Source organism: Mucilaginibacter sp. (assembly GCF_964263795.1).
In the GTDB taxonomy this organism is placed as follows: Bacteria; Bacteroidota; Bacteroidia; order Sphingobacteriales; family Sphingobacteriaceae; genus Mucilaginibacter.
Genome location: NZ_CAXVWK010000060.1, coordinates 76567 through 90000, shown reverse-complemented (window position 1 = coordinate 90000; position 13434 = coordinate 76567). Strand labels below are relative to the sequence as shown.

At 44.7% G+C, this 13434-nt stretch carries 14 protein-coding genes; 6 read left to right on the top strand and 8 right to left on the bottom strand.

The features are described from left to right. From secF to ACE5CV_RS11645, 3 genes are all read left to right on the top strand, one after another. Positions 1 to 1816: protein translocase subunit SecF (gene secF, locus ACE5CV_RS11655; RefSeq protein ID WP_374950349.1), on the top strand; the 1816-nt coding region annotated here is incomplete at its 5' end. A gap of 139 nt (positions 1817 to 1955) precedes the next feature. After that, entirely contained in the window at positions 1956 to 3269 is a 1314-nt protein-coding gene (locus ACE5CV_RS11650) for an NAD(P)/FAD-dependent oxidoreductase (RefSeq protein WP_374950348.1), read from the top strand. A gap of 2 nt (positions 3270 to 3271) precedes the next feature. After that, positions 3272 to 4132 (top strand): hydroxymethylglutaryl-CoA lyase, encoded by an 861-nt coding sequence (locus tag ACE5CV_RS11645; protein ID WP_374950347.1) that lies wholly within the window; start codon positions 3272 to 3274, stop codon positions 4130 to 4132. 163 nt (positions 4133 to 4295) lie between these two features. On the opposite strand, the gene ACE5CV_RS11640 is transcribed toward ACE5CV_RS11645, so the two are convergent. The 3 genes from ACE5CV_RS11640 to fbaA form a co-directional block, all read right to left on the bottom strand. Next, a complete protein-coding gene (locus tag ACE5CV_RS11640; RefSeq protein WP_374950346.1) occupies positions 4296 to 4718 on the bottom strand; it encodes a GNAT family N-acetyltransferase in 423 nt (140 codons plus the stop codon). Next, complete coding sequence (locus ACE5CV_RS11635) at positions 4684 to 5184, bottom strand: low affinity iron permease family protein (RefSeq protein WP_374950345.1); 501 nt, start codon at positions 5182 to 5184, stop codon at positions 4684 to 4686. The genes ACE5CV_RS11640 and ACE5CV_RS11635 overlap by 35 nt, the downstream gene beginning before the upstream one ends. An 86-nt stretch (positions 5185 to 5270) precedes the next feature. Next, on the bottom strand, positions 5271 to 6350 hold the full coding sequence (gene fbaA / locus ACE5CV_RS11630; protein ID WP_374950344.1) for a class II fructose-bisphosphate aldolase: 1080 nt from the start codon (positions 6348 to 6350) through the stop codon (positions 5271 to 5273). 324 nt (positions 6351 to 6674) lie between these two features. On the opposite strand from fbaA, the gene accD reads away from it, so the two are divergent. Next, positions 6675 to 7556: an acetyl-CoA carboxylase, carboxyltransferase subunit beta gene (gene accD, locus ACE5CV_RS11625; RefSeq protein WP_374950350.1), complete on the top strand. Its 882-nt coding sequence runs from the start codon at positions 6675 to 6677 to the stop codon at positions 7554 to 7556. 169 nt (positions 7557 to 7725) lie between these two features. Here accD and ACE5CV_RS11620 read toward each other — a convergent pair whose 3' ends face one another. Then, positions 7726 to 8076 (bottom strand): winged helix-turn-helix transcriptional regulator, encoded by a 351-nt coding sequence (locus ACE5CV_RS11620; RefSeq protein ID WP_374950343.1) that lies wholly within the window; start codon positions 8074 to 8076, stop codon positions 7726 to 7728. 101 nt (positions 8077 to 8177) lie between these two features. On the opposite strand from ACE5CV_RS11620, the gene ACE5CV_RS11615 reads away from it, so the two are divergent. Next, positions 8178 to 8921, top strand: a complete 744-nt coding sequence (locus ACE5CV_RS11615; protein ID WP_374950342.1) for an SDR family oxidoreductase — start codon at positions 8178 to 8180, stop codon at positions 8919 to 8921. 175 nt (positions 8922 to 9096) lie between these two features. Here ACE5CV_RS11615 and ACE5CV_RS11610 read toward each other — a convergent pair whose 3' ends face one another. From ACE5CV_RS11610 to glmM, 3 genes are all read right to left on the bottom strand, one after another. Further along, on the bottom strand, positions 9097 to 9390 hold the full coding sequence (locus ACE5CV_RS11610) for a hypothetical protein (RefSeq protein WP_374950341.1): 294 nt from the start codon (positions 9388 to 9390) through the stop codon (positions 9097 to 9099). Between the two features lie 79 nt (positions 9391 to 9469). After that, positions 9470 to 10606 carry a cysteine desulfurase family protein gene (locus ACE5CV_RS11605; RefSeq protein WP_374950340.1) on the bottom strand — a complete coding sequence of 379 codons (1137 nt, stop codon included), beginning with the start codon at positions 10604 to 10606 and terminating at the stop codon, positions 9470 to 9472. Positions 10607 to 10708: 102 nt separating this feature from the next. Then, positions 10709 to 12100: a phosphoglucosamine mutase gene (glmM, locus tag ACE5CV_RS11600; protein WP_374950339.1), complete on the bottom strand. Its 1392-nt coding sequence runs from the start codon at positions 12098 to 12100 to the stop codon at positions 10709 to 10711. A gap of 159 nt (positions 12101 to 12259) precedes the next feature. Between glmM and ACE5CV_RS11595 the strand changes: the two genes are divergently transcribed. Next, positions 12260 to 12829, top strand: a complete 570-nt coding sequence (locus ACE5CV_RS11595) for a phosphatase PAP2 family protein (protein WP_374950338.1) — start codon at positions 12260 to 12262, stop codon at positions 12827 to 12829. Positions 12830 to 12961: 132 nt separating this feature from the next. Here the strand turns inward: ACE5CV_RS11595 and ACE5CV_RS11590 are convergent, their stop codons facing one another. Continuing rightward, a complete protein-coding gene (locus ACE5CV_RS11590) occupies positions 12962 to 13411 on the bottom strand; it encodes a MarR family winged helix-turn-helix transcriptional regulator (protein ID WP_374950337.1) in 450 nt (149 codons plus the stop codon). Positions 13412 to 13434: the final 23 nt, after the last annotated feature.

Below are 13434 nucleotides of genomic sequence, written 5' to 3'. Positions count from 1 at the left end.
AGCCGGTGCAGAAAACGGACCCGTATTATCCGGTGATGTGATCAATGATGCGCGTAACGATGTTGACCAGCTTAAAGGCGGTTATGAAGTTACCATGTACATGAATTCGCAAGGTGCCCAAAAATGGAAAACCGTTACTGCCGAAGCATCTGCAGGTGCGCAAAAAAGAGCTATCGCTATCGTGTTAGATGATAACGTGTACTCTGCACCAAACGTACAAAACGAAATTTCTGGCGGGGTATCATCTATATCTGGTGGTAACTTCACTTTAGAAGATACGAAAGATTTAGCCAACGTATTAAAAGCAGGCCGCTTACCGGCCCCCGCCCGTATCATTGGCGAGGCTGTAGTTGGCCCGTCATTAGGGCAGGAAGCTATCAGCGCAGGTTTGCTTTCATGTATTCTGGGCTTGGTTGTGATCTTGATCTTTATGATAGCCTATTACAATCGTGCAGGTACAGTTGCTGTAGTAGCAGTACTGGTTAACGTATTCTTTTTGATGGGTGTTTTGATCAGCTTACGTGCGGTATTAACCTTACCGGGTATTGCAGGTATCATCCTGATTTTGGGTGTTGCGGTTGATGCTAACGTATTGGTTTATGAACGTGTGCGCGAAGAGCTTGGTTTAGGCAAATCGTTACGTATTGCCATTGCCGATGGTTTTAAACATGCTTTACCATCTATCCTTGATGCCAACATCAGTACTTTCCTTACAGGTGTTATTTTATTCCTGTTCGGTTCAGGCCCTATCCAGGGTTTTGCAACTACGCTGATGATCGGTATCGTAACTACCCTGTTCTGTTCATTGCTGATCTCCAGGTTGATCTTTGAATTCATGTTAGAAAGAGGCTGGGATATCAAGTTCTCACGTCCATGGAGCTCACATACTTTTAAAAACGCAAACTACGGCTTTGTTAAAAACCGTTTCAAATTTTACGCATTCTCTGGTATCTTCATAGCAGCCGGTTTGGTATCTATGATAACCCGTGGTTTTAACTACGGTGTTGATTTTGGCGGTGGCCACACTTACGTTGTTAAGTTTAATAATGGTGTTACTACAGGCCAGGTTCATGAGGCTGTAGACCAGGTGTTGGGCCGTGGTACCGAAGTTAAAACTTACGGTTCAGACAAGATCAGCATTAATACTAACTACCTGATCAATGATAACTCACCAACTGCAGATGATAAAGTTGAAGCTGCTCTGTTAAAGGCATTAGCCTCTAACCCGGCCACAAAGATAAACGCAAGCCAGATTTTGAGCCACCAAAAGGTTGAAGCTACCATCGCTAATGAGGTTAAAGCTTCTGCGAAGTGGACTATCATTATCGCCATCATCGTTATCTCTGCATATATTCTGATCCGTTTCCGCAAATGGCAATTCAGCTTAGGTGCGATGATTGCTACCGCTCACGATTCATTGCTGGTGTTATCTTTCTTCTCGTTATTTAAGGATGTATTACCATTCTCTTTAGATATCGACCAGGCATTTATTGCAGCATTGCTTACTGTTATCGGTTACTCTATTAACGATACTGTGGTTGTGTTCGACCGTATCCGCGAGTTTCTGGAACTACACCATGCTAAAACAGATGACCCTAAAGAGGTAATTAACCACGCAATTAACAATACGCTAAGCCGTACTATTATCACCGCGTTAACTGTGATAATGATATTGGTAGTGCTGTTTGCCTTCGGTGGTGATGTTATCCGTGGTTTCTCGTTCGCATTGTTAATCGGTGTTATCTTCGGTACCTACTCGTCTATTTGTGTAGCTACCCCGGTAATTATCGACTTTGGAAAGAAAGACCTGAGATAATAACATCTGATATTAATTTAAAGGCTCCAAAGAACATTTGGAGCCTTTTTTGTTTACTAATCAGTGTACTTAACCAACCGTTTGCAAAAACGGCTGGCTTTAAAAACATTCCTTTAAGGAATACTAAAAATCTACTGTAATGAGCAATACAGATCAATCTAAATTTCCAACTGTTGTAATTATAGGCGGCGGTTTTGGCGGCATACAGGTGGCCAAGCAACTGGCAGACAAACCCGTTGAAATAATACTGATAGACAAACATAATTACCATACATTCCAACCGCTGTTATACCAGGTAGCCACGGGTAGTTTAGAAGCGGAGTCGATTGCCTTTTCGCTACGTAAGAATTTCGAAGGCCAAAAGAACCTTCGTTTCCGTAATACCGAAGTTACTCATGTCGATACGGCAGCCAACTCAATTGACACCACGATCGGGCAGATCAAATATGATTACCTGGTTATCGCTACCGGCTCAACTACCAACTTTTTCGGCAATAAAGAGATAGAGCATTATGCCATGCCGATGAAATCTATCCCCGAGGCGCTGAACCTGCGTTACCTGGTGCTACAGAACCTGGAGGAGGCTATTTTAAAGCCTTCTAAGGAAGAACGAGCACCTTACCTGTCATTTGTATTGGTTGGCGCAGGCCCTACCGGTGTAGAGCTTGCAGGATCGTTGGCGGAATTGCGTAACCATGTGCTTAATAAAGATTATCCTGAACTTTCAAAAGAAGAAATGAAGGTTTACCTGGTAGATTTTTTACCCAAGGTATTGGGTCCTTTTTCTGACGAAGGATCAAAAGGTGCGCAGGACTATCTGACCGGAATGGGTGTTGAACTGCTGTTGAATGTAAAGGTTGAAAGCTACAATGGCGAAGAGATTAAATTTGAAGGCGGCAAAAGCATCAAAACTAAAAATGTGATCTGGAGCGCCGGCGTACAGGGTGTAGTGCCCGAAGGTGTGGCTAAGGATGCCATTGAGCGCGGCAACCGTATAAGAGTAGATAATGTTTTGCGCATGCAGGGCAGCCAGAATGTATTTGCTATTGGTGATGTTGCAGCCATGATTACCGACGAAACCCCTAAAGGTCATCCCGGTGTGGCACAGGTAGCCATACAGATGGGCGATACTATGGGCAAAAACATTATAAGGCTGTTACGTGCCGAGCAGCCACAACCGTTTAAATATAACGACAAAGGTTCGTTAGCAACCATTGGCCGTAACAAAGCGATTGCCGACATAGGTAAATTTAAAACACAGGGCTTTTTTGCCTGGCTGATATGGATGTTTGTGCACCTGATATCGTTAATGGGTGGGCGTAACCGTGTCATTGTATTTATTAACTGGGTGTCCAGCTATGTCACTTATAATGGCGGCAGCAGGCTGATCATCCGTAACTTTAAGCGCGAGGAGCTTAATCAAAAAGACGAGCAGGTAAGTACACCGGATTAATCATGCCCCAAACCATACACATAACCGAGTGCCCGCGCGATGCTATGCAGGGCTTGCACAATTTCGTGCCAACTGAAGTTAAGGCGGCATACATCAACCTGCTCTTACAAGTTGGCTTTGATACCATTGATTTTGGCAGTTTCGTATCACCGAAAGCAATTCCGCAAATGCGGGATACTGCCGAAGTGTTAAGTAAGCTCGACCTTACTAAAACACGGTCGAAATTATTGGCAATAGTTGCTAATTACAGGGGAGCTGAGGATGCCGCCGGTCATGAGGAGATTACTTACCTTGGGTTCCCCTTGTCGATATCAGAAACCTTTCAACAGCGTAATACCAACTCAGGTATCGAACAGTCATTTGATGTTGTGAAGCAAATAGCAGCCCTTTGCGCCAATAAAAACAAAATTCCGTTGATCTACCTGTCTATGGGATTCGGCAACCCCTACGGGGACGTATGGAGTGCCGAAATTGTGCAGCAGTGGACAGAACGTTTGGTTGCCGAAGGTATCTACAACATAGCCCTATCTGATACCGTTGGCATTGCAACGCCGGAGCAGATCACTACACTGTATCCTGCTTTGTCGAAGGAATTTTTAGGCGTACAATTTGGTTTGCACCTCCACTCTACCCCCGATACCTGGCAGGAAAAGGTAGCGGCGGCTTACGAAAGCGGCTGCAATAAATTCGACGTAGCGTTAAAGGGTTATGGTGGCTGCCCAATGGCTAAGGATAACCTGACCGGCAATATCGCGACCGAAAACCTGATCGCTTACCTGCTGCATCAAAATATCGACCTTAGCCTTGACCTGGACAAATTACAGGAAGCAATGGATTACTCGGGCAGGATATTCGGGCAGTAAAGCCCCAAGTGTTCACGTTCACGCAACATCAGCACCGTGAACAACCGTGATAGGCTGATTATCAGGCAGATAATAAATTAGCCATTTTTAATGTACTGTATATCAAGAAATTAGATCCTGCGAAAACCAGGTACGTTATGGCACGGCTGAATAGTATTTAGTGCTATTCCTTAACCATCTTGTAGTGCTTTATCCCCGCTTCCTCAAACTCCGGGCCTTCGGTTATAAAGCCGAACTTTTTGTATAAGCCTACGGCCGGCGTCTGCGCGTGCAGGTAAACGTAACCGGCATCGGCAGGCAAGTCATCTAATACCGCCTTTACTAATGCCGAACCTACACCACCCCTAAACTGCGATAGTACAGCGAAACGCTCCAGCTTGTACCCGTTTTCCGTTTTGCGCCAGCGGGCTGCCCCGGCGGGTTGGCCATCAACGGTTGCCAAAAAATGGTGAGATACATCTTCATTTCCGCGCTCTAAATGCGGCGGGCAATTGGTTTCTACCACCAATACCTGGTGCCGTATGGCAAAGGCCGCCTGCAGGTCGGCATCGTTATTTACCTTTCTTACTTCTATCTTTGATAGCATTCTGGTAGTGCGTTTTAGTCTGGTACCCGGTCTGTTTAATGTTGTGGTTTTCCTCGGCAGCGTCTATCGAGTGTGTGCAGGTAATATCGTCCTCTTTCTCGGCCAGGTTAGATAGTTTAACATAAAATTTAGTCAGCTGGTCCAGTTCCTTCTCGGTAAGGTCTTCAATGTTTACCATCCGGTTACTGGCGCCCTGGTGCGAGGCCAGCAGCTCATTCAATTTCAGGTGCACTGCCTTCGAATCTTTATTTTGCGATTTTTGGATCAAAAACACCATTAAAAATGTGATGATGGTTGTACCCGTGTTGATGATCAGCTGCCAGGTATCAGAATATTTAAAGATGGGGCCGGTTACCAACCACACCAATATGGTAACTATCGCGATGATAAAAGCTGCCGAACTTCCTGTTGCTGCAGTAGCCCAGTTTGCAAACTTTTCGAATAGATTTTTTTTACTTTTAGCCATAAACCTGCGTGTAATTACCTAATAACCTGAAAAAAGCGCTAATGTTATTAACATCAGCGCTTTTTATTCCTGTTCGCTCTGTAAGCTTATAGTTTACTGTTAACGTCGATACAGTTAAGATCACCAAAAGCTTCTTTAAGCCTTGCCACGAAGGTTTCTTCAGCTTTGCGTAACCATACCCGTGGATCGTAATATTTTTTGTTTGGCGAATCTTCACCATCCGGGCTGCCGATCTGTGTTTGCAGATAGCCTTCTTTAGCCTGGTAGTAATCGCGGATACCTTCCCAAAATGCCCACTGCATGTCGGTATCGATATTCATTTTGATGGCACCGTATGATATCGCCTCGCGAATTTCTTCCTGGCTTGAACCAGAACCACCATGGAATACAAAGTTGATCGGCTTATCGGCAGTAAGGCTATGTTTTTCTTTCAAAAACTCTTGTGAGTTATGTAATATAACCGGCTGCAGCTTTACGTTGCCCGGCTTGTACACGCCGTGTACGTTACCAAATGCCGCGGCGATAGTAAAGCGCGGGCTAACTTTAGATAATTCTTCGTAAGCGTAAGCAACCTCTTCCGGCTGCGTATACAGGCGTGAGCTATCTACGTCGCTGTTATCAACGCCGTCTTCTTCGCCGCCGGTAACACCTAATTCAATTTCAACAGTCATGCCCATTTTGGCCATGCGTTCTAAATATTTGGCTGATATCTCGATGTTTTCTTCAATCGGCTCTTCAGAAAGGTCAAGCATGTGCGATGAGAACAACGGCTTGCCTGTTTCGGCAAAGAATTTCTCTCCATGCGTTAACAAACCGTCAATCCATGGAAGTAACTTTTTAGCAGCATGATCGGTATGTAAAATAACCGCAATACCATAATGCTCGGCCAGTAAATGCACGTGCTTTGCTGCAGATACACCACCTAAAATGCAGGCCTGTAATTGCGAATTATCTAACGATTTACCCGCATAGAACTGCGCGCCGCCGTTGGATAACTGGATAATTACCGGTGAATTAACAGCCTTTGCTGTTTCCATTACGGCATTTATGGTGTTTGTGCCGATAACGTTTACCGCAGGCAATGCAAACTGGTGCTTTTTAGCTGCTTCAAATAGCTCCTGCACCTGATCGCCGTGCAGTACGCCTTTATAATTTTTTAAATCCATGTGCGTTTGTTTGGGCCTCGAAGTTATAAAAATAGTTGAAAAGTTAAGGATGTTAAGCTTGCTAAAAGTTGGAAAAATTATAAAACTCGCAGCGATTGTGTCAACGCCGCGCTTTGTAAACCTTTGAGCCGGTACCGGATAGGTTTTTGCAGTTCGGCAAGCCGATGAGAAGCCGCCCGTATGCTTCGCCTGTTGCTTATCTCTTTTAACGTTTAAAATTTCGCGATCTTGAAAGCTTTCAGCGCTTTAAACTTTTAAAGCCGCTCCCAACAATTACAACCTTTTTTCGTTTCTTTGCAATACTTGAAAGACTTAGAAATAGATATGGCGTGGTTTAAGCGAGAAAATAAGGGGATAATTACGACTACTGAGGAGAAGAAGGAAGCGCCTGACGGCATCTGGAACAAGTGCCCCAATTGTAAGAAACCTTTACACTACTCAGAACAGGTTGAAAACCAATACGTTTGTCACTACTGTGGTTTCCACCTGCGCATCGGCTCCAAAGAATATTTTTCGGTTTTGTTTGATGATAACCAGTTTACCGAACTGTTTAGCAACCTGCATAGCGGCGACCCTTTAAACTTTACCGACAGTAAAAAATATACCGACCGTGTTGCCGAAACACAAAAGAAAACCGGCTTGCAGGATGCCATTAGGGCTGCCCATGGCAAAATGAACGGCCAGGAAGTAATGATAGCCTGTATGGATTTTAATTTCATCGGTGGATCTATGGGATCTGTAGTGGGCGAAAAGATTGCCCGTTCGATAGATTACAGTATCGCTAACAAAGTCCCTTTCCTGATGATCTCTAAATCGGGTGGTGCCCGTATGATGGAGGCGGCATTCTCTTTAATGCAGATGGCCAAAACGTCAGCAAAGCTGGCTTTATTAAGCCAGGCCAAAGTCCCTTATATCTCTTTATTGACTGACCCAACTACAGGCGGTGTTACAGCATCATACGCCATGCTGGGCGATATCAACATTGCCGAACCGGGCGCGCTGATAGGCTTTGCCGGCCCAAGGGTGATTAAAGAAACGATTAAAAAAGATTTACCGAAAGGCTTCCAAACTGCCGAGTTTGTACAGGAGCACGGTTTCCTTGATTTTATTGTTGACCGCCGCGAAATGAAGGAGAAACTGGCTTCATTCCTGAAAATGCTGGCCGTCCCTCCTGCTCCGATTGAAAAATCCGAATCGCTGGTTTAGGTTGAATTGATAAGATATTGTAAAGGCCATCTGTAAGGATGGCCTTTTTTGTGCCAAACCTTTTTTAGAGCTTGAATAGCTAATTCATAGAGTTGCCCTAAACTCGTTCAAGGGCGCGGGAATGCCTAACGTTGTATTCTTTGCCAAAGCGATGCAGCCGCGCTTTCTACTATTTACCGGTAATTACTTTTCGGTGTTCCATACCCCAATCTGCAAGGTTGTTAATTATGGTTTGTAATGTTCTGCCGTACTCGGTTAGGTTATATTTAACCGTTACCGGTTGCGCATCTACCACCGTGCGTTTAATGAGTTTGTTAATTTCGAGCTCCTTTAACTCCTTGCTTAGCATTTTATTTGATATGCCGTTTACATCAGTCAGGATATCAGAAAACCTTCTCTCGTTATAGTAACAAATCGATGAGATAATAGAGATCTTCCATTTACCGCTCAGCACGTCCATCGCGTCGTGGACAGCCATTATTTCTTTTTTGTGCCCGATATAACATGTGTTATCTGCCATAAGTTACCTTGTTACCCAAAAGTTACTGTTACTTTTAGTTACAAAGTAACTAAAATAAATTTACTTGACTTAGATTTGCAGCGAAATAAAAACAAATCAAAATGAATTTTACAGATAAAAATGTAGTTATAACAGGCGGAACAACTGGTATCGGCCTGGCAACCGCAAAAGCATTTATTAATGCAGGCGCAAACGTTTGGATCACAGGCAGAAATGCGGAGAACCTGCAAAAAGCAGCAGACGATATCAACAGTCCTAAATTGAAAACGGTAGTTTCTGACACATCGAAATTGGCAGAGATCGCAATCCTGGAAAAAGCAGTTGCAGACAACGGAGCGAAATTAGATGTGCTATTTTTAAATGCCGGCATAGCGGTATTTACACCGATTGAACAGGTAACCGAAGCAGATTTTGACGCGCAGTTTAATACTAATGTTAAAGGCCATCTGTTTACCCTGCAGAAACTGATCCCTCATTTGGCCAATGGTGCCGCTGTAGTGTTTACATCTTCAACGGTAGCAACAGCTTCAAATTTAGGAGCCAGTGTATACTCGGCAACTAAAGGTGCATTAAATAAAATCGCGCAGATCGCAGCAAATGAACTGGCCGACCGCAAGATCCGGGTGAATATTGTCAGTCCGGGACCGGTTCAAACTCCAGGGTTGGAATATGCAGTACCTGCGGAAGCAAAACCACATCTGGCTGCAGCCACAGCAATGCAACGTCTGGGCGATCCGGATGAGATCGCACAAACGGTATTGTTCCTGTCTTCTGACGCTGCCAGCTTTATTACAGGCACGGAGATAGTAGCAGATGGTGGTTACTTAAATTACGGGTTAAAATAAAGAAGCATAGGGTAAGGCTGAGCTTGTAATGCATTCGAGCTATCGTTCCACAGCGCACCATGACCTTACTCACGCAGCAATGGCTTATGGTCATTGTTATCACAGCGCACAAATCAAAAAAGCCATTCGTCAGTTTAACGAATGGCTTTTTCTGTAAATTAAAATTTAAAAGGGCTTAAATACCTTCAGTGCCTGGTTCATGGCCTACCATCCTGCCGGTTGTACGGCCGTGTGGGCGGCTGGCAAAATCTGTTTTAGTAGCCACACCTACCGATGGGAACTCATGAGGATTTGGCGGCGTTACATCGTTAGACTCGCTGTATGATGTATCGGCACCTTCCTGCTGTTGCTCCTGCTCTGGCTGGCGGTGATATTCCGCGCCATCTTCGTTATGTGACTGTTGCTCTTCAGGGTTTTCGTTCGGGTTGATATTTGGAGTGTATTCCGGATCTCTTTCGTTGCTTTCCATGGTTATAGTTTTTAATTGTTGCTTAATAAACAATCAAAAACGCTGCCACAAATTAACAGGCCGGAAATTTAGTTTCAAATTATGCGCTCACCATGCACAGGTCCTTTAATTTGGCAACGGTATAATCCACTTCCTCTTTAGTATTATACTTAGAAAAAGAGAACCTGACTGATGGCCTGTCGGGATTGGCGCCAATAGCGGTCAACACGTGCGACCCGATATCCGTGCCCGAGCTGCATGCGCTGCCGCCCGATGCCGAAATACCGGCAATATCCAGGTTAAACAACAGCATATCCGCCATCTCCATCTCGGGGAAGGAAACATTAAGTACCGTGTAAAGGCTTTTTTCCGGGTCGGTTTCGCCGTTGAAGCTTACACCGGGCACATCCTGCTCCAATTTAGCCTTCATATATGATTTAAGTTCCTGTATATATGCCTGATGTGTGTCCATCTCACTGTATGCCATATCCAAAGCTTTGGCAAGGCCGGCTATACCGTAAACATTTTCGGTACCGCCGCGCATGTTGCGCTCCTGCGATCCACCGTATATCATCGGATTGATCTTAACCTTATGGTTGATATGTAAAAAGCCCACACCTTTAGGGCCATGCAGCTTGTGTGCCGCGCAAACCATAAAATGCACTTTAAGCTTACTCAAATCGTGTTTGTAATGACCAACAGTCTGCACGGTATCGCTATGAAATAACGCGTTGTAGGCCTCGCAAAGGTCGCCTACGCGCTCAATATCGGTAAGGGTACCCAATTCGTTATTGGCATGCATCAGCGATACAAAACTGCGCTCATTTTCTTTAAGCAATGTTTCCAGGTGGTCGTAATCCAGGTTGCCTTTGGCATCTACGTTAACGTAGCTTAGTTTGATAACACCTGCTTTTTCCATTGATTGCAGGGTATGGATAACCGCATGGTGCTCCAGTTTAGTGGTGATGGCATGGGTAATTTTATGATCAATGATGCCACAACGGATGGCGGTATTATCGGCCTCGGTGCCGCCGCTGGTAAAAAATATTTCGGCGGGTGATGTATGCAATAACCCGGCAATGGTTTTACGGGACCGTTCGATAAGGGTGCGTACTTCGCGGCCATGAGCATGTATAGACGATGGATTACCAAACTGTGTTTCCATTACTTTATACATTTCCTTTAAAACATCAGGATCAAGGGCGGTAGTAGCTGCATTATCAAAGTAAACACGCATTGGGGTAGTTATTAGTGAGTAGTTGAATAGAGATTAGTTTTTGCCATCAGGACTTCCTGTCTTTCGGACTTCCATCTTCACGACTTTCGGACATTTCTCTAACTATTCGTTTAAATTCAAAATTTCTTTAATATCTGTTATTATCTTATTGGCCAGGCTATTGGCAACTGTTTCTGAATTACCTTCAGAATAAATGCGGATAATAGGCTCGGTATTCGATTTTCGCAAATGTACCCATTCTTTGTCGAATTCGATTTTTAGTCCATCGATGGTAGAATGCGGTTGCTTGTTATATTTCTCTTCAACCTTAAGTAGCAGCGCATCGATGTCCATTTCGGGCGTTAAGGTGATCTTATTCTTCGATATAAAGTAATTTGGGTAAGATGCCTTAAGTACAGATACCGGTTTGCCGAATTTAGCCAGGTGAGTTAAAAACAGGGCGATACCTGCCAGAGCGTCGCGTCCGTAGTGCAGTTCGGGATAGATAACGCCGCCGTTGCCCTCGCCACCTATAATGGCGTTAACCTCCTTCATCTTATTCACTACATTCACCTCGCCAACGGCTGCAGCATGGTACTCACCACCTGCACTTTCGGTAACATCGCGCAAAGCACGGGTCGACGACAGGTTAGATACCGTATTGCCCGGGGTATTCTTCAATACATAATCGGCCACCGCCACCAGGGTGTATTCTTCGCCAAACATACTGCCATCTTCGTTAACAAAACAAAGACGGTCAACATCCGGATCAACGGCTATACCCAGATCAGCCTTTTTCTTCACTACCTCCTGCGACAGGGCAATCAAGTTCTCCGGCAGGGGTTCGGGGTTATGCGGGAAATTGCCGTTGGGCTCGCAATAGAGCTCATGTACGGTATTAACGCCCAATGCCTTAAGCAAGGCAGGTACAAAGATACCACCTGTAGAATTAACGCAATCTATAACCACCTTAAAATCAGCTTTGGCGATAGCCTCCACATCAACCAAAGGCAAAGCCAGTATTTTGTCGATATGCTTTTGCAGATAAGTATCATCATTGGTTATGGTGCCCAGGTCGTTTACATCGGCATAAATAAAATCGCTGCTTTCTGCAATATCTAACACTTCTTTGCCATCCGTATCGCTGATGAATTCACCATTCTCATTCAATAATTTTAAAGCATTCCATTGTTTGGGGTTGTGGCTGGCTGTAAGGATAATACCGCCGGCAGCTTTTTCATCAGGTACGGCAACCTCTACGGTTGGCGTGGTTGACAGGCCCAAGTCGATAACATCGATACCCAATCCCTGCAGGGTACCAATCACAAGGTTGTTCACCATAGTACCGGATAAGCGCGCATCACGGCCCAATACAATTTTTTTAAGCCCCGAGCGCTTTACCGCCCAACTGCCAAAAGCCGAAGTAAATTTTACGATATCCAACGGGGTAAGGCCCTCGCCGGCAGCACCGCCAATAGTACCCCGTATGCCTGAAATTGATTTTATTAGTGTCAAAGTTCTATAGATAATTAAGCAGCAAAAATAACAATATTTAAGCGATAGCAATGTAAAATTGCATGCCGTTGAACCGCGACTATATTGCCTATATTTGCTATCTGCCTGCTGGTAATAATACGTTATCTGCGGATTTTTGAACCTTTTTCAAATAAAACAATGCCAGAACAGCTTTTAAAATTAGACAGGCACCTCTTCTATCTGATCAACCAGGGCATGTCCAATAATTTTTTCGACTGGCTGATGCCGTTAATGCGCAACCCTAAATTCTGGATTCCGCTGTATGTCTTTATTATCGGTTTCTGCATCTGGCGGTACCGTAAGCAAGGGTTGGTTTTGATTCTAATGCTATGCCTGTCGGCAGGGTTTGCCGACTTTACCAGCGCCAGCCTTATCAAAAAACAAGTACAGCGGCTACGCCCCTGCCGGGATATAGTTACTTCACAAACAGTGATCAGCAGGGTGCCTTGCGGAACCGGCTACAGTTTCCCATCCACCCACGCTACCGATCATTTTGCCATTGCTGTTTTTTTGAGCTGCCTATTTTATAAGAGATGGCCCTGGGTAGTACCCGTCCTGCTCTTTTGGGCTGCCATTATTTGCTTTGCACAGGTTTATGTAGGCGTACATTTTCCGGTTGATGTTACTTGTGGAGCCATCTATGGCGCGCTGGTAGGGTGGCTTTTTGCCGTTGGGTTTAGGAAATTACAACCAAGGTTTGCGGCGTGAGCGTTTGACCTGCTAACTGGCGAACCCCTCCCTAACCTCCCAGAGGGAGCGAATTAACGCCATAAAAAAAAGCGATTGATTGCACAAACGCTCTAATATTTTTGACTTTTCACTTTCAGCTTTGACTTAAGATTAACCCCGCATCTTATCCAGCAGGTCGCTTAATTTACCGGCTTCTTCCTCGGTAAGGTTTTGTTTAAACAGGTCCTTGGTTTTAAAGGTTACATCCATTTTGGTAAGGATCTCCAGCCCTTCATCGCTGATGCGGATATCCACAGCGCGGCGGTCGCGGCTATTGGTACAGCGAGACACCAGTCCTTTTTGAACAAGCCTGTCTACAATACGCGATGCATCAGACATTTTATCGATCATTCGCTCCTTAAGCAGGTTAACAGTGGCCGGCTTGGGGAACTGGCCGCGTAAAATACGCAGAATGTTAAATTGCTGCTGGGTAAGCTTGTATTTTTCAAACTCGGGGCGCATATAATTATTCATCCAACCATATGTATAGTTGAGATTGATAACCGCCTTATGGTAGTTATCTTCAAAATTGGTGCTTTTGATATCTTCTTCTATCCCCATTGTTTTGATGAATGCCTGCAAAT